The organism is Sinorhizobium chiapasense, from assembly GCF_045277575.1.
Lineage (GTDB): Bacteria > Pseudomonadota > Alphaproteobacteria > Rhizobiales > Rhizobiaceae > Ensifer > Ensifer chiapasense_A.
The window spans coordinates 241,071-257,862 of the sequence record NZ_CP144206.1; the positions used below are offsets into that span (position 1 = coordinate 241,071).

The following is a 16,792-nucleotide window of genomic DNA, read 5'->3' on the forward strand; positions in this document are numbered from 1 at the left end:
TGCGGGGCGCAACGGGCGTGCAACAGCGCGGATGTCTCTTCTATGTTCAGTGCTCTCAGCGTGGGCGCTCGATGGCGATCGCGGTAGCCTCACCGCCGCCGATGCAGAGGGCCGCGATACCCTTCGAAAGCCCCCGGCGTTCCAAGGCGTGAAGCAGGGTCACGATCAGCCGCGCGCCGGTGGCACCGATCGGATGACCGAGCGCGCAGGCGCCGCCATTGACGTTCAGCCGGTCGCGGGCGATGCCAAGGTCCTTGGCCGCCGCCATCGCGACGACGGCGAAGGCTTCGTTGATTTCGAAGAGATCAACGTCATCGACGCGCCAGCCGGTCTTTTCCAATAGCTTGCGGATCGCAGGAACGGGCGCCGTCGTGTACCAGGAGGGTTCCTGACTATGCGTCGCGTGCGCCCTTATTTCAGCGAGGACCGGCATGCCTTCGCGCTCAGCGATCGAGCGGCGGGTCAGGACGAGAGCGGCCGCGCCATCGGCATTGGCCGACGCGCTGGCGGCCGTGATCGTGCCATTGGCGCGAAAGGCGGGTTTCAGATTTGGGATCTTTTCGGGCGACACTTTCAGCGGATGTTCGTCGCTACCGATGACCCTGTCTGCCCCCTTGGCAGCGACGGTGATCGGCGCGATCTCGTCGGCAAAGGCGCCGGTTTCGATCGCGGCGCGGGCGCGTGTCAGTGTCTCCACCGCATAGGCGTCCTGATCGGCGCGGGTGAACCCATAGGCTTCGGCCGCAGCCTCGCCGAAATCACCCATCGGGCGACCGGGCTCATAGGCATCTTCCAAACCATCGAGCATCATATGGTCGAAGATCCGGTCGTGCCCGGCGCGGTAGCCGGCCCGCGCCTTGGGGAGCAGATAGGGCGCGTTCGACATCGACTCCATGCCGCCGGCGACCGCGACATCGATCGATCCGGCGAGAATGAGATCATGCGCCAGCATGGTCGCCTTCATGCCGGAACCGCAGACCTTGTTGATCGTGGTGGCGCCGACGGCATCGGGCAGGCCGGCGCGGCGGGCGGCCTGCCTGGCCGGTGCCTGTCCCTGGCCAGCGGGAAGCACGCAACCCATCAACACCTCGTCCGGGCGATCGGGCGAGAGTTGTGCCCGTTCAAGCGCGGCGCGGATGACGTGCGCGCCGAGCGCGCTCGCCTGGACCGGGGCCAGATCGCCAAGAAAGCGGCCAAGCGGCGTGCGCACCGCTGATACGATGACGATCGGATCAATGGGACTGGACATGTCGAAACCTTTCCGGCTGGAAATTGACGGTGCGGTGCCCGCCGCTCACTGAGGCAGATGTTGGGACGCGTCCCCGGTAGACGGTTCCGGAAACAGATGGTCCGCGGCCGCTTTCAGGAACCTCTTGGAGAGTTGCTCGTCGTCGACGGCCCGAGACAGCATCAGTGCACCGACCATGGTCGAGAGCGCGACGATCGATTGGTCACGCACCTCCTGCCCCGGCGCAGGTGTCATCATGCCATCGAGCATATCGAGATGGCTTTCGACGCCGGCCTCGAAAACCTGGCGAAGCGGCTTGCCGCGGCGGGCAGCCTCCGGCGCGAGCGCTGCCAAGGCGCATCCGTCCGCCTTTTCGTGGCGATGCGCATCCGACAGGTAAAAGCGGAGCAGGGCGCAAAGCGGCTTGCCCGCCGCTTTGGAGACGACGCCGGTCCAGTTTGCCACGCCCTTCTCCAAGGCCTTGGAGGAGGCCTGAACGATGAGGTCGTCCTTGGATTCGAATTGCTTGTAGAAGCCGCCTTGGGTCAGGCCGGCGCCCTTCATCAGGTCGTTCAGGCCAATGCCATCGAAGCCCTTCTCCCGAAAGAGGCGACTGGCGACGTCGATGACCGTTCGGCGGTTTTCCTCCGCCTGCGCGCGGCTCACTCTCACTGTCTGCTCCCATCAGGAAAATGCGACAGCAAGAATATATTGCGATCACCATCTATTCGTCAAGTATAGATGGTGATCGCAATCTTAGTGGCCGCTTGAGTGGCGGCCGAGGGCGCTTCATGCGCCTAGCCGCACACCGGTCATCGTCTCACTGATGGCAGATTATCGACGAGCAGCCTGCTCGCAGTGCCGAGGTCGATATGGCCGCCCATGTCGCGCGGTCGGTCGGCTACGCCTCGGAAGCCGCCTTCAGCACCGCGTTCAAACGTATCATGGGCCGCTCGCCGCGGCAGCGCATGACCGCTGGCCGTTTTTTGGCCAACTCTTGCCGAGCGCGCTCTGACCGGCAGCCCAACGGCGGCCCTACGCATCCGGCAGAGTGAAGACGGCACAAGGTGTTGCGATGCCGCGCAAGGTGTGATCGCCGAGCGGCAGGAGCGGCGTCGAGGTCGCTGCGGCAACGGCGCCCGAGACCAGCACCGACCGGCCGAGCGGCCGGCACAATCCCTCAAGGCGGCTGACGAGATTGACTGCCGAACCGATGGCGGTGAAATCGAGCCGGTCGGCTGCGCCGATGTTGCCCCAGAGAATGTCGCCGAGATGCAGGGCCACGCCAAAGGAGAGCGGTTCCAGACCCTCAGCCTGCCGTGTCGCATCGAGATGGGCCATGCCGGCGCGAGCGGCCGTGACCGCGCGCAAAGCCGCATCACAGGCTTCGGTCGGCGAACCGGTGACCGGGAAAATCGCCAGGACGCCATCGCCGATGAATTTCAGCACCTCGCCGCCGAAGGCATGGATCGCGCCGGCCACGCGATCGAACCAGGCGTCGAGTGCCGCGATCACCAAAGCGGGTTCCGTCGCTTCGGACAGAACGGTGAAATTGCGCAGGTCGGCGTAAAACAATGCTGCGCGAATGGTTTCCCCGGTTCCGCGGGTGAGCGCCCCGGCCCGGACGCGGGCGGCGCTGCGGCGGCCGAGGTTGGCTTCGAGCAGCGCAGCGAGCGCTGCCCGCTCGACAAGAGCGGCCAAAGGGGCGGCGGCAAAGCGGGCGACCTGACGAAGCTTTGCCGTCTCGGTCGGGTCGAACGGGCGGGTGCCGGCCCAACCGAGCGTCGCCCGATCCGTTCCCGAACCGGTCGATTGTTCCAGCACCGGCCCCAGCCCGGCCAGCCAATCTTGACCTGCCCGATCGGAGACTGCGCCCGCAAAGCCCAGGCTCTCGATCACCACGCCGGTTTCTGCCCGCCACAACCAGCTGCGGCGAGCGATGATCGGGTGCGGCACGGAAAGGGTAAGGGCACCGCCGGCAAGCGGCAGTTCGTCGGCGACAAGCAGACGTCCAAGCTGCGCCAGGAAACGGTCCGGTTCAGGCGCGGCGCTCGCTTCATCCACCAGCCAGGCGAGGGGTGCGGACAAATCCATGCTGGAATGATAGCGCCGGGACCCGTTCGGACAAGAGCCATACCGGTGGCGCCATTGGCCGCGCGGGTCTATGATCGCAGCGGCCCGGGTTCCGTGCTTCCTCTCTTAAGAACCGGCGGGCAGGCCAAACAGCAAAGGGAAGACCGATGGAGGAAGCCCTCGTCGTCCGCCGCGAAACGCATATTCAGGCACCGCCTGCCGCCGTCTTCGCGCTTCTGACCGATCCGGAGAAGATTCTCCGCTGGATGGGAACGGAAGCCGACACCAAGGCGGAGCCCGGCGGTCTCTATCTCGTCAACGTGACCGGTGCACGGTTTGCCCGCGGTTCCTTCCGTGAGGTGGTGCCGGTGCATCGGCTCGCCTACAGCTTCGGCTGGGAAGGCAGTGACATCGTCCCGCCCGGTTCCAGTCTGGTCGAGATCGACTTGATCGAACAACCGGATGGAACGTTGCTGCGTCTCACCCACACGGGATTGCCCAATTCCGAGCAATGCGCCGGTCATGCGGAAGGTTGGGCGCATTATCTGGAGCGCTTGGGGCAGGTCGCGTCGGGGCGCGATCCCGGGCCGGATCCATGGCTCGGCCGCGATGGTAGCAGCAGCTGACAACCTCTCTCAAGAGGGCACCCGGCGTGACATCTGCCACCGACGCGTAGCTATGACGGCGGCCTTCGCCGGAATGGTGGTGCTCGGCGAAATACCGGCACCGGCTCCCGCAGGGCGTAGAGAACCGCTACTTCTGCGCCTGTTCTGCAGGCATCGGTTTGACCGGTGCACCGGGGAAGATCTTCTGCAGGTTTCCGGCGATCACTCGATCGCCCTCCGAAACCCCCGATGTCACGCCGATGAGATTGCCGCTCGCCGGGCCGAGGGAGACCAGCCGCTGTTCGACCGTGTCGCCCTTGCCGACGACATAGACGTATTTGCCGAGCTGGCTCGAACCGAGCGCCGTTTCCGGCACCATCAGCACGTTCTGCTCATCCCTGATCTTTAGCCGCACGCGGACATATTGGCCGGGGAGCAGGGTCAGGTCCGTGTTGTCGATCGTCACGCGCGCCACGACCGTCCCGGTATTGCCCTCGACCGAGTTGTTGATGAAGCTGAGGTCGCCGCGATAGCGCGGCTCCGTATCGCCGGGCAGAAGCACTTCGGCCTCCACCTTGCCTTTCGTCCGAGCCTTCTGGATGTCGGCGAGCTCGGATTCGCTCGGGTTGAACGAGACGTAGATCGGGGAAAGCTGCACCAGGTTGTTGAGCGGAGTTCCGGTCGTGTTGCTGACCAGCGTACCCTCCGGCGCCTGGTTGCGGCCCAAGCGGCCGGCGAAGGGAGCGTGGATCTCGGTGTAATCGAGGTTGATCTCCGCGGTGCGAACCGCCGCCCGCGACATGGCCAGCGCCGCCTCCGCCTGATGCACGGCACTCTGGCGCTGGTCGAAACTGTCTTTGTCGAGATAGCCTGTGGTCGCGAGCTCGTTGCCGCGTGTGAGATTGGAACGAAGGTAGGCAAGCGATGCCTCATCGCGTTCGACCTGGGCCTTTGCCTGATCGAGTTCAGCGCGATAATCGCGGGCGTCGATCCGGTAGAGAAGGTCGCCTTGCTTCACATCCGCGCCGTCAGGCACCGCCTGTGACTCGATATAGCCGGTGATCTTGGCGCGAAGCGTCACGTTGCGGATTGCCTCGGTGCGCGCCGAATATTCGAAATAGATCGGGACCGTCTTTTTGACGACCGACGCGACGGGAACGGGCATCGCCTGCTGCGGCGGCCCCACTGCTGCGCCGGCATCGCCGCCTTTGAGCTCAAAGCCCCCGTTCTTGTAATGATAGGCGGCGGCGAGGGCGGCGATCACGACCGCTGCGGCAAGGACCAGTTTTGAACCACGCATATCAGGCTCCAATTCCTATTCCGCCGCCTCCGGCTCCTGGCTCGCACCCACCGGCTTGGACGAGACCCCCTCCCGCCATTGCTCGATGACCGCGTAGAAGACCGGGACGAAAATGAGTGTGAGAATGGTCGCCGCCAGCATGCCGCCGAAGACCGTGGTGCCGATCGACTGGCGGCTGGCGGCCCCCGCGCCCCTGGCGTACATCAGCGGCAGCACGCCGAGGATGAAGGCGAAGGCCGTCATCAGGATCGGCCGCAGGCGCAGGCGTGCTGCTTCCGCAGCCGCTGCGACCACATCCAGCCCTTCCGCGCGCCGGCGACGGGCGAATTCAACGATCAGGATGGCATTCTTGGCAGCAAGTCCTACCAGCATCACGAAACCGATCTGCGAATAGACGTCGATCTGCATTCCGCGCAGCCACAGCGCCGAAAGCGCACCCAGAAGCGCGAGCGGCACCGAAAGCAGCACCATGAAGGGCATCGACCAGCTTTCATACTGGGCGGCCAGGATCAGGAAACAGAAGACGAGGGCGAGCGCAAAGACGAGCGCCGCGATCGAGCCTGCCCGGATCTCCTGATAGGTAATGCCGGTCCATTCGAATGTGTAGTCCCGCGGCAGCGTCGTACGGGCCACGCGCTCCATTGCCGCCACCGCCTGGCTCGAGCTGAAGCCGGGCGCTGCCGCACCGTTGATCAGCGCCGACGGGTAGTTGTTGTAGTGGGTGACGGTCTCGGGACCGACCGTCGGCCTGAAGGTTCCAAGCGTGTTGAGCGGCACCATTTCACCCCGGGTGTTGCGCACATAAAGGCGCGAAAGATCCGTGGCCGAGGCCCGGGCGGCCTGGTCGGCCTGCAGCGTCACGCGGAACGTGCGGCCGAAGAGGTTGAAGTCGTTGACATAGAGCGAGCCGAAATAGATCTGCAGCGTGTTGAAGATATCGGGCAGCGTGAGCCCGAGGAGCTTTGCCTTGTCGCGGTCGAGGTCATAGTCGAATTGCGGGCTCGACGTGCTGAAGGTGGTGAAGAGCTGATAGGGGTTGATCTCCGGCTGCTTGCGCGCCTCGGCAATCAGTGCCTGCGTTGCGTCGTTCAGCGCTTGGGCGCTGCGTCCGCCCAGATCCTCCACCTGGAATTCGAAACCGCCCGTAGCGCCAAGCCCCTGGATCGATGGCGGATCGAAGGCAAGCACGAGGGCATCCGGGATCTGCAGGAGCTGCGGCTGCACGGCCTCGCGCAACGCCGAGGCGCCCTGTTCCGGCGGCCGCTCGTCCCATGGTTTCAACACGGCGAATTGCACGGCGGAGTTCGATTGGGCGGCGAAGGACAGGAAATTGAAGCCGACGACGGAACCGACGAAATCGACGCCTGCGGTGCCGCGAAGGATTTCCTCGGATCGCTGCGCGACGGCCTCGGTGCGTTCGAGCGAGGCGCCATCCGGAAGCTGGATGACCACGAAGAAATAACCCTGGTCCTCGACCGGCAGGAAGGTTGACGGGGTGCGCTGCCATAGGGCGTAGGTGGAGCCGATCGCCAGCAGGAAGAGGGCAAACAGCGCCCAGTGCCAGCGCACGAGCCCGGCGACGCTGCGCGCATAGCCGTGCGACAACGCATGGAAGCCGGTGTTGAACCAGCGGAAGGGTGCAAAGCGCGGTTCGCCGCGATAGCGCAGAAAGGCGGCGCTCAACGCCGGGCTGAGGGTCAGCGAATTGAAGGCAGAGAAAGCAACCGAAATCGCGACCGTCAGGGCAAACTGGTTGTAAAGGCTACCAGCGACGCCCGGAATGAAGGCGACCGGCACAAAGACGGCGAGAAGCACGGCCGTCGTCGCGATGATCGGACCCGTGACCTCCTGCATGGCCTTGCGCGTGGCGGCAAGTGGCGGCAGCCCGGACTCCAACTGCCTTTCGACGTTCTCGACGACGACGATCGCGTCGTCGACCACGAGGCCGATGGCAAGCACCATGCCGAGCAGGCTCAGCATGTTCAGCGAGAAGCCCAGCAGATACATGACGACGAGCGTCGCGATCAGCGAGACCGGAATGGCGATCGTCGGGATGATCGTGGTGCGCAGGTTCTGCAGGAAGATGAAGACGACGAAAACGACGAGGGCAAGCGCCTCGAGCAGCGTGAAGACGACATCCTTCATCGCCGCCGAGACGAAGCGCGTGGTGTCATAGAACATGTGATAGGCGATGCCTGCGGGGAAACGCTGCGAAAGCTCGTCCATTTTCGCCTGCACGCGGCTCTGCAGGTCGAGCGCGTTGGAGCCAGGCGCCTGGAACACGGCAAGCACCACGCTCTCCTTGCCGTTGAAGGTGACGGACGAAGAATAAAGCAGTGCCCCGAGTTCGATGCGCGCCACGTCGCGCAGCCTGGTCGTCGCCCCGGTCGTCTGGTCCGCCCGCAGCACGATATCGCCGAACTGCGAGGGATCGCTCAACCGGCCAAGCGCATTGATCTGCATCTCGAAGGGCGTTCCGGCTGGCGCCGGCGACTGCCCGATCTTGCCGCCCGCGACCTGGATGTTCTGCTCGGCGATGACGTTCTGGACGTCGACGGCAGTGATGCCGAGATTGGCCATGCGGTCGGGATCGAGCCAGACGCGCATCGAATAACGGCGCTCGCCGAAGAGCTGGACGTCGCCGATGCCGGGCAGGCGCTTCAGCGGATCGAGTATTTGTAAGTAGGCGTAGTTGCTGACCGAGGCGAAGTCGACCGAATTGTCCGGTGAATCCAGGCTCACCAGCACGGTGAAATTGGGGATCTGCTTGGCGATGGTGACGCCGGTCTGGTTGACGAGTGCGGGAAGCGAGGAGGCTGCCTGCGATACGCGGTTCTGCACGTCGAGCGCCGCAACGTCGATCGGATAGCCCACTTCGAAGGAGATGATGATCCGTGACGAACCGTCGTTCGAGCTCGTCGAGGTCATGTAGAGCATGCCCGGCACGCCGTTGATCTGCTGTTCAAGCGGCGTCGTCACCGTGTCGGCAACCACCTGGGCGCTGGCACCCGGATAATTGGCGGCGACGACGATCTGCGGCGGCGTCACGTCGGGAAACTGCGAGATCGGCAGCAGGAAATAGCAGATACCGCCGGCGAGCGTCATGATGATCGCGATCGCCGATGCGAAGATCGGCCGGTGAATGAAGAAGTCGATCATGGCGGGATCGATCCTTTTGGAGCGCCGCCAGCCCGTCGGGCGGCAAGTCGGAATGTTTTGATACCGGTCACGCGGACGCCTGCCGCGCAGACCGTCAGGTCAGCGACGTATTTTCCAGCCTTCAGCCCATCCAGCATGCGCATCGTCAGGCTCCAGCACGAGATCATGATGGGTCGGATCGACCCAAATCACGAGCGTTATCGAACTTTAAATGTCTCTGCGGTGTACGCTCTGGCTAAAAGACGCCTGACGACCGCGCCCACCGACACTGCGCTAGAAATTTTTCTGCAGTTACCGCCCTGTCTGTAACGGTCTTCGCGGCAAGCGGTTACTTTCTCGATATGCCGCGTTGGCGAAAATGTTACTGGTCGGTAACATCGCTGCATGTTATCGACCAATGCCAGGGCGTCAAGGGGCCAGATTTTCCACGCCGAGCCAATGCGATGACAACGGATACCTGCAAGCCATCACGTCGTTCGCCGCGCGATCGTATCGTAGAGGCCGCGCGTGACCTCTTCCGCCGGCACGGCATTCGCGGGACCGGCGTCGATGCGATCGCCGATGCCGCCGGCAGCAACAAGATGACACTCTACCGCCACTTCAATTCGAAAGACGAGCTGATCGTCGAATGCCTTCGCCACGCGGGAATGGAGATGGACGACTTCTGGCGCGAGCTGGAAGACGCACATCCGGGTGACGGGTTGGAACAGCTCAGGGCCTGGGTCCGGCGGATTGCCGATCATCTGGGTGACGACAATTGCCACTGCGAATTGATGAACGCCGCCGTCCAGCTCACGGACGAGGATCATCCCGGTCGATCGGTGATCCGCAAGTTCAAGGATGCGCAACGGGATCGCGTTGTGGGGCTTTGCCGCACGGCCGGCATCGCCGATGCGGAACTGCTTTGCGACACGCTGCTGCTTTTGATCGAGGGCGCGCGCGCCGCTCAGCAAAGCAGCGGCGCCGAAGGGCCGAGCGCCCGTTTTGCGGAGATCGCCGACGCGGCGATCCGGTCCTTTGCCGGGAGCGGCGCTGCTTTGGAATAGGTGGTGAGGCCGCTGCAGAGATTTCAGTGCAACTGCTGCCGAACGCCGGCGGCCTACAGCGCCGCGCGGCTTATTAGACGCGCAAAGGTCACTGTAAATTTTGATCTACTGCATGCCTCCGTCGGTAAATCGAGGTCGATTTAAGGAGACATGCAGTAGTGACAACCGACACTCCGCTCCGCATCATATCGCGACTTCAGGCGGCGATCGGCGAAAGCCATGACGCTGATGCAAGCGACCAAAGATCGAGAGACCAGATTGGTGCTGCGGATTCATCCGGTAACATTCCTTTTCGCAGCGCGTGCCTTGCGCGACATGGGCGACGGTTTCGTGGCCGTGCTGTTGCCGGTCTATCTGCTCGCGCTCGGATTTACGCCTCTGGAGGTCGGTGTCATCGCGACCGCGTCGCTCCTCGGTTCCGCGCTGCTGACGATCTGTGTTGGCTTCCTCGGGGGCCGGCATGATCACCGCCAACTTCTGCTGGCTGGCGCCAGCTTGATGATCGCGACGGGCGTGGCCTTTGCCGTGGTCCACGATTACGCGCTTCTGCTGGTCATCGCGTTCGCTGGCACGATCAACCCCTCAGCCGGCAGTGTCAGCGTGTTCGTGCCCTTGGAGCACGCCGTGCTCACGCGCGAAGTCATGGAACGTGAGCGCACCAGCATGTTCGCACGCTACAGTCTCGTGGGCGCATTCGCCGGAGCCATTGGTGGACTTGCTGCAGCAGTACCGGATTTCTTGATCCCGCTCGGGCTCGACCGGCTTGGCGGTATCAGGACCATGTTCGTCCTTTATGCGTTTCTGGGGCTGCTTGGCGGCTTGCTCTACGCGCGCATCCCGCGCCGCCCGGTACAAGCCGCGAGCACGACCGCCGCCTTGGGTCCATCGCGCCATATCGTTTTCAAGCTGGCGGCGCTGTTCAGTCTCGATGCCTTTGCGGGCGGATTTGTCGTCCAATCGCTACTCGCTCTTTGGCTTTTCGAGCGATTTGGCCTGTCGCTTCCACAGGCGGGTGTTTTTTTCTTCTGGTCGGGCGTGCTGTCGGCATTCTCGTTCCCAGTGGCCGCATGGCTGTCGCGGCGCATCGGGCTGATCAACACGATGGTGTTCACACATATACCGTCCAGTATCGCCCTGATGCTGGCGGCGCTTGCGCCGACATTGCCGCTTGCGCTTGGCTTTCTGCTTGTCCGGGCGGCACTGTCGCAGATGGACGTGCCGACGCGCTCGTCCTACGTGATGGCCGTCGTGACCGAGACGGAGCGGGCCGCCGCTGCAAGCTTTACGTCGGTGCCACGTAGTCTTGCCGCTTCGGCGAGCCCCGTCCTGGCGGGCGCACTGTTCGCCGCTTCATATCGCGCATGGCCGTTGTTCATCTGTGGTGCTTTGAAGATCATCTACGATCTCCTGTTGTTGATGCAGTTCCGGAGGCTGAAACCGCCGGAGGAATGCTGACGCAATCGTCAGCGACGGAAGAGAGCACTCCACAGCATCCAGGTTCCGATGAGACCGAGCAGGCCGCGGCTCATATTCTCGAGCAGTGGCGCTTCAAGCATGGCTGGTCCGGGCAGTTGAGACGCGAGCTTGCTCGGCTCGTTCAATCTCGCGAGAGCTTGCCGGCGAGCGAAACGGTCGTCTCCACATTGTATGCAATTATAGGTCAGTCGCCTCCGGGCATCTTTTGCTGGTCAGGGCCGATCTGGCCGCTTCGTACCGGCAGCGCAGCCAAGGTTTTGCTTTGGTAAGCGTCGAGAAATGGCGTTTTCGCAACCATTTCGCCTGTCGTAATCGGTGAATTTTCACTCAAGGTTCAAAAGTGTCTGCAATATAAAATACGATATTGACGCAAGATTGCATACATGAGAGAGTCCTTTTGTCTATACAAAACGGTGTGGAGGCCGATTGTGTCGACGGCGCGAGGAGCGCCAAAAAAGGAGGAGAAAATCCATGTCAGTGAAGAGACGTACGTTCCTGCAAGGGGCGGCCGGCGCTATCGGCTTGGCCATCGCGCAGGGTGCCTTGTCGAAAATCGCCTATGCGCAGGGGGCGGCCGGCACGCTCCGGGTCGCCATCGCCAAGCCCGCCGGCAATCTCGATCCGCAGAGCCACTACGCCATCTGGGCGATCCAGGATCTGATGTTCGAGCCGCTCGTGAAATACGGCAAGGGTGGCCAGATCGAGCCGTGCCTGGCGACCGACTGGAAGATCGAGGACGGCGGCAAGACGCTGCAGCTGACGTTGCGCCAGGGTGTGACGTTCCAGGACGGCACCAAGTTCGATGCCGCGGCGTGCAAGTGGAACCTCGAGCGCTGGATGGGTCTCGACCAGTTCAGCTGGATGAACTGCTCCAAGCACTTCCAGTCGCTGGACGTCATCGACGACTATCACGTCACCCTGCATTTCAAGGAGCCGGTCCTCGCGCTGATGCAGGAGCTGTCCTACACGCGGCCGACGCGCTTCCTTTCGCCCAAATCGGTTGGCGCCGACGGCAAGTTCAAGGATCCGGTCGGAACGGGACCGTGGGTCCAGATCAGCGCGGACGACACCCAGAGCGTCTTCGAACACTATGACGGCTATTGGGGCGACAAGCCGACCTATGAGCGTCTCGAGGCCAAGGTCATCCCCGATGCGCGGTCGCGGGTTGCGGCGCTGCGCGCGGGGGAGATCGACCTCATCGGCGGCTTCTGGATCGCGCCTCTGACCCCGGAGGAGGGCAAGCAACTCGAGTCAGCCGGCTTCAACGTCGTCGTCGATCCGGGTAATGTCACGTTGGTGATGGCGTTCAACCCGGACCGTGCCGAGGCGCTCAAGGACCCGCAGGTGCGCAAGGCCGTCAGCATGGGCATCGACCGCGCGGCGATCTCCAAGGTGCTCTACCACGGCTACGCCAGGCCCGCCGGCAACATGTTCTCCGGCGCTCTGCCCTATGCCGGGACGCAATATGATGCGCCCGTCCGCGATGTGGCGGCTGCATCGGCGCTGCTCGAAAAGGCCGGCTGGACGGGAAGCCCCATCCGATCGAAGAACGGCAAACCGCTGACGCTCGAACTGGTCGTCAGCCCGGATGCGGTGCCGGGATCGCGCGTGATCGCCGAAGTCATCCAGTCGGAGATGAAGGAGATCGGCATCGACCTGGTGATCCGCTCCGTCGACCATGCCTCCAAACACACCGACATGCTGGAGCAGAAGTACGACCTCGGCTTCTTCCTGACCTATGGCGCGCCTTATGATCCGTTCGGCTCGATCGTGGGGCTGTGCCTGTCGACGTTCAAGAATGACGTCGAGGGCAAGCTGGTCACCGATCCGACCAATCTGGACCCGTTGATCAATGCGGCGATGGCTGCGACCGGCGACCAGATCCAGCCGACCATTCAGAAGGTCTTTGACTGGCTCAGGGACAACGACGCCATTGCGCCGCTGGTCTACGTGCCGAGCATCTGGGCGCATTCCAAGCGCGTCCAGGGTTTTGGCAGTCCGGTCACCGAATACGACATGCCTTACGAAAACATCGTATTGGCCGATTAGCGGGAGGGTGCCTTGATCCACTTCATCAGCAAGCGGCTGAAGCATTCCCTGGTCCTTTTGTTCATGGCGTCCCTGGTTTGCTTCACACTCGTCGTGTCGGCACCTGGCAATGTTGCCGTCCTGATTGCCGAACTGCGGGGAGCCGTCGCCACGCCTGGTTATGTTGAACAGGTTGAGGAAGAGATAGGACTGAACAAGCCACTGCTGATGCGCTACGTGGATTGGCTTGGTGACGCTGTTCGCGGAGATTTCGGCATCTCCTATAGAACCGGTCAGGACGTCAGTGCGGATCTCGCAAACCGGATGCTCGTGACCGGAACGCTGATTGCGGGTTCGGCCGTGATCGCCACCCTCATCAGCCTGGCTCTGGGATTCCTCGGTGCCTTCTGGCCCTACAGATTGCCGGACCGCGTATCGCGCGGTCTGGCGCTCCTTGGCGCGTCCACACCGACGTTCTTCGTCGGCGCGCTGATGATCTACGCCTTTTCCGTCACCTTCCAACTCCTGCCTTCGTTCGGTTTCGACGGTCCGAAGAGCTGGATCCTACCTTGGCTCACCATCGCGGTCTTGCCAGCGGCCGTTCTCAGTCGCGTCGTGCGGGTGGGTCTGGAAGAGGCGATGACCAGTCCCTTCGTTCTGACCGCAAAGAGCAAGGGTCTCGGTCGTACCGCCATATTATTCCGTGAAGCGTTGCCCAACATCACGCCGATCTTCATCAACGCGCTCGGCACCCAGGTCGGCTTGATGACCGCGACGGCCATCATCGTCGAGCCGTTGTTCGCCTGGCAGGGCGTGGGTGACTACTTCCTCGCCGGCGTACGCTTCCGCGATTTCATGGTGGTGCAGGCGTGCCTGCTCATCTTCCTCACTTTCTTCATCGTGGTGAACCTGATCGTCGATCTGGCAGTCCTGCTGACCGATCCGCGCATCCGCCGCCAATGGAGCTGACCATGAACATGCTCAATCCCATTCTGGCCCGATTGAACAAGATGCCGCGCGCGGCGCTGATCACCATCGGCCTCTTCGTTGCTCTCGGAACCTTCGCGCCCTGGCTTGCACCTCAGGATCCGAGCACCCAGAACCTGCTGGACGCCGGACTTGGCCCGTCCGCCGCCCACTGGCTCGGAACCGATCACCTCGGACGCGATACCTTCAGCCGCCTGATCATCGCCGCAAACACCTCGCTCGTCAGCGTCGGTTCCGTTCTCGGCGTCGCCATGACCATCGGCATCCTGCTCGGAACGATCGCCGGTTATCATCGCGGCTGGGTCGACGACCTCTTGATGCGCGTCGTCGATGTCGGTCTGTCGGTGCCGAGCCTGATCATCTCGCTGGCTGTCATCGGCATTGTCGGCCCTGGATACTGGACGATGGTGCTGGCGCTGGCGCTCGCCTGGTGGCCGATGAGCGGCCGCATCAGTCGCGCGGTTGCCGTCAGCATCATGAGCAAGCCGCATATCGAGGCCTTGCGGGTACTGGGCGCCAGCCCCTGGCGCATCTATTTCGGCCACCTTCTGCCCGGCACGATCGGCTCGGTGATGGTCTATGCGACGGCCGATGCCGGCACCGCCGCCCTCGCGGTCGCGACGCTGAGTTTCCTCGGTCTTGGCATCCAGCCGCCGACGCCGGAATGGGGGCAGATGCTCGTGGATGCGCTGCCCTATCTCGAGTCCGACCCGCGCCAGGTTCTGCTGCCGGGCCTTGCCCTCACGGCCGCAGTTATCGGCTTCAACACGCTTGGGGAATCCATCGCGCTCAACCGCATTCCGAAACCGCTCACCCGGCGCATGCTGGCAATCCGTCGTGCCGAGGTCGCAAGCTGGGGCAAGGAGAATTCCGATGCATGACGAACCCCTCCTGAACGTCAGCAATCTGACGGTCAACTTGCTGACCGCGAAATCGGCGGTCCGCCCCGTCGACGGCGTCAGCTATTCGGTCCGCCAGGGCGAGTGTCTCGCCATCGTCGGCGAAAGCGGCAGCGGCAAGACGGTGATGAACTTCGCACCGCTCGGCCTGATGCCAACAGGCGTGACGACAATGCTCTCCGGCTCCGTCAAGCTCGAGGGCCGCGAACTGATCGGCTTGTCCGAGGCCGAGATTCAGAAACTGCGCGGCAAGTCCGTCGGCTTCATCTTCCAGGACCCGATGAGCGCCCTCAACCCGGTGCGTCGGATCGGGCGGCAGATTGCCGAGATGGCCGAACTGCATCTCGACATGACGCCGAGGGCCGCGGAAGCGCGCGCGTTGGAACTGGTGAAGCTCGTCGGTATATCCGATCCCATGGCACGGCTCCGGCAATATCCGCATGAGCTCTCCGGCGGCTTACGGCAGCGCATCGTCATCGCCAGCGCGCTTGCGGGCGAACCGAAGCTGTTGATTGCCGACGAGCCGACGACCGCACTCGACGTCACGGTTCAGGCGCAGATCCTGCGATTGCTGAAGGACGTGCAGCGTCGGCTGAACATGGCGATGGTGCTGATTACCCACGACATGGGCGTCGTGGCGGGCGCGGCTGACAACATCGTCGTCATGTATGCCGCGCGCGCTGCAGAATGTGGTCCGGTGGACAAGGTTCTGGTGAGCCCGCGCCACCCCTACACCCGGGGCCTGATCAACGCGATCCCGAGGCGGGAGGACCCGATCGGTTCGGAGTTCCGCGGGCTTCCCGGCATCCCGCCGACGCTCGGTGCGCCGATCAAGGGCTGTGCCCTTGCGCCGCGCTGCGAACTGGCCGTCCCGGAATGCGGCAACAGCCGCCCGCCGCTGGTCCGCTCCGACGACAGCGCCGTTCTCGTGGCTTGCCCCGTCGTCAATCAAGGAAAGGCTGCCGCATGACACAAGCACCCGTTCTCAAAGTCGAAAACCTGCAGACGCGCTTCAAGAGCGTTCAGCGGGGCAAATATGTGCATGCTGTCGACGACGTCTCGATCGAACTCTATCCGGGCGAGATCGTCGGCCTGGTCGGTGAATCCGGCTGTGGCAAGTCGACCCTCGGGCGCACCATCGTCGGGCTCGAGAAGGCAAGCAGTGGCCGCGTTCTGCTCGACGGCGTCGATCTCAGCGCCCTCTCCGGAGCTGCCCTGCGTGACAGTCGCCGGGCGCTGCAATACGTCTTTCAGGACCCCTATTCGTCGCTCAACGATCGTCAGACGGTAGGCGAGGCGATCGACGAAGCGCTCGTGATCGCCGGCACCCGGTCACCGGAGGAGCGCGATCGTCGTACGAAGGAGCTCCTGGATCAGGTGGGTCTCGCATCCGCGGTAAGGGACCGTCACACGCGCGAGCTTTCGGGCGGTCAGCGCCAGCGCGTGGCGATTGCGAGATCGCTCGCCGTGAACCCGCGGGTGCTGATCTGCGACGAGCCCGTAAGCGCTCTCGATCTTTCCATCCGGGCGCAGGTGATGAACCTCTTCCTGCGCTTGCAGAAGGATCTCGGCGTGGCATGTCTTTTCATTGCCCATGATCTTGCGCTGGTGCGGCAGGCGGCCTCACGCGTCTACGTCATGTATCTCGGCAAGATCGTCGAGCATGGCCCGTCCCAGGAGCTTTACGACCATCCGAGCCACCCCTATTCGCAGATGCTGCTGGCTTCGGCTCCCGAGGTGGATCCGCGGATCGAGAAGAACCGCAGGGGACCGCTGATGATCGGGGAGGTGCCAAGCCCGACAAATCCGCCGTCGGGCTGCCGGTTCCGAACGCGCTGCCCTCTTGCCGTCGACGACTGTGCCAAGGCACTGCCGCCATCCCGAGTGCTTTCACCGGGTCATACGGCGGCCTGCACCTTCGCAGCGGATCTTCATCGCGGCAAGCGATCGGCTCTCCTTCAGCAGGAGGTGTCGGCCGCATAGAGCCGCGA

Annotated in this window: 13 protein-coding genes and 1 pseudogene; 9 read left to right on the plus strand and 5 right to left on the minus strand. The window is 63.4% G+C overall.

Features of this window, described 5'->3' with window-relative positions:
* Positions 1-55: 55 nt before the first annotated feature.
* Positions 56-1,249 (minus strand): acetyl-CoA C-acyltransferase, encoded by a 1,194-nt coding sequence (locus QM996_RS20075; protein ID WP_334197824.1) that lies wholly within the window; start codon positions 1,247-1,249, stop codon positions 56-58.
* A 45-nt stretch (positions 1,250-1,294) separates the two neighbouring features.
* The gene (locus QM996_RS20080) at positions 1,295-1,900 is read right to left on the minus strand and encodes a TetR/AcrR family transcriptional regulator (protein ID WP_334197825.1); all 606 of its coding nucleotides are present in this window, start codon (positions 1,898-1,900) and stop codon (positions 1,295-1,297) included.
* 212 nt (positions 1,901-2,112) lie between these two features.
* Between QM996_RS20080 and QM996_RS20085 the strand changes: the two are divergent.
* Positions 2,113-2,283 (plus strand): annotated as a pseudogene (locus QM996_RS20085) (AraC family transcriptional regulator); the annotation flags it as partial.
* On the opposite strand, the gene QM996_RS20090 reads toward QM996_RS20085, so the two are convergent.
* On the minus strand, positions 2,264-3,322 hold the full coding sequence (locus QM996_RS20090) for an adenylate/guanylate cyclase domain-containing protein (RefSeq protein ID WP_334197826.1): 1,059 nt from the start codon (positions 3,320-3,322) through the stop codon (positions 2,264-2,266). The pseudogene QM996_RS20085 and the gene QM996_RS20090 overlap by 20 nt on opposite strands.
* 146 nt (positions 3,323-3,468) lie before the next feature.
* Here QM996_RS20090 and QM996_RS20095 point away from each other — a divergent pair, with 146 nt between their 5' ends.
* Positions 3,469-3,927: an SRPBCC family protein gene (locus QM996_RS20095; protein WP_334197827.1), complete on the plus strand. Its 459-nt coding sequence runs from the start codon at positions 3,469-3,471 to the stop codon at positions 3,925-3,927.
* Positions 3,928-4,054: 127 nt separating this feature from the next.
* Here the strand turns inward: QM996_RS20095 and QM996_RS20100 are convergent, their stop codons facing one another.
* Together QM996_RS20100 and QM996_RS20105 are read right to left on the minus strand one after the other, a co-directional pair.
* A complete protein-coding gene (locus QM996_RS20100) occupies positions 4,055-5,206 on the minus strand; it encodes an efflux RND transporter periplasmic adaptor subunit (RefSeq protein ID WP_334197828.1) in 1,152 nt (383 codons plus the stop codon).
* 15 nt (positions 5,207-5,221) lie between these two features.
* The gene (locus QM996_RS20105) at positions 5,222-8,365 is read right to left on the minus strand and encodes an efflux RND transporter permease subunit (protein WP_334197829.1); all 3,144 of its coding nucleotides are present in this window, start codon (positions 8,363-8,365) and stop codon (positions 5,222-5,224) included.
* Between the two features lie 443 nt (positions 8,366-8,808).
* On the opposite strand from QM996_RS20105, the gene QM996_RS20110 reads away from it, so the two are divergent.
* From QM996_RS20110 to QM996_RS20140, 7 genes are all read left to right on the plus strand, one after another.
* Entirely contained in the window at positions 8,809-9,411 is a 603-nt protein-coding gene (locus tag QM996_RS20110) for a TetR/AcrR family transcriptional regulator (protein ID WP_334197830.1), read from the plus strand.
* Between the two features lie 228 nt (positions 9,412-9,639).
* Positions 9,640-10,866 (plus strand): MFS transporter, encoded by a 1,227-nt coding sequence (locus tag QM996_RS20115; RefSeq protein ID WP_334198735.1) that lies wholly within the window; start codon positions 9,640-9,642, stop codon positions 10,864-10,866.
* A gap of 492 nt (positions 10,867-11,358) precedes the next feature.
* A complete protein-coding gene (locus tag QM996_RS20120) occupies positions 11,359-12,936 on the plus strand; it encodes a nickel ABC transporter substrate-binding protein (protein WP_334197831.1) in 1,578 nt (525 codons plus the stop codon).
* A 12-nt stretch (positions 12,937-12,948) separates the two neighbouring features.
* A complete protein-coding gene (locus QM996_RS20125) occupies positions 12,949-13,884 on the plus strand; it encodes an ABC transporter permease (RefSeq protein ID WP_334197832.1) in 936 nt (311 codons plus the stop codon).
* Positions 13,875-14,783 carry an ABC transporter permease gene (locus tag QM996_RS20130; protein ID WP_334197833.1) on the plus strand — a complete coding sequence of 303 codons (909 nt, stop codon included), beginning with the start codon at positions 13,875-13,877 and terminating at the stop codon, positions 14,781-14,783. Before QM996_RS20125 ends, QM996_RS20130 begins: the two co-directional genes overlap by 10 nt.
* Positions 14,776-15,771 (plus strand): ABC transporter ATP-binding protein, encoded by a 996-nt coding sequence (locus QM996_RS20135; RefSeq protein ID WP_334197834.1) that lies wholly within the window; start codon positions 14,776-14,778, stop codon positions 15,769-15,771. The genes QM996_RS20130 and QM996_RS20135 overlap by 8 nt, the downstream gene beginning before the upstream one ends.
* Positions 15,768-16,784 carry an ABC transporter ATP-binding protein gene (locus QM996_RS20140; protein WP_334197835.1) on the plus strand — a complete coding sequence of 339 codons (1,017 nt, stop codon included), beginning with the start codon at positions 15,768-15,770 and terminating at the stop codon, positions 16,782-16,784. Before QM996_RS20135 ends, QM996_RS20140 begins: the two co-directional genes overlap by 4 nt.
* The last annotated feature ends 8 nt before the right edge of the window (positions 16,785-16,792 follow it).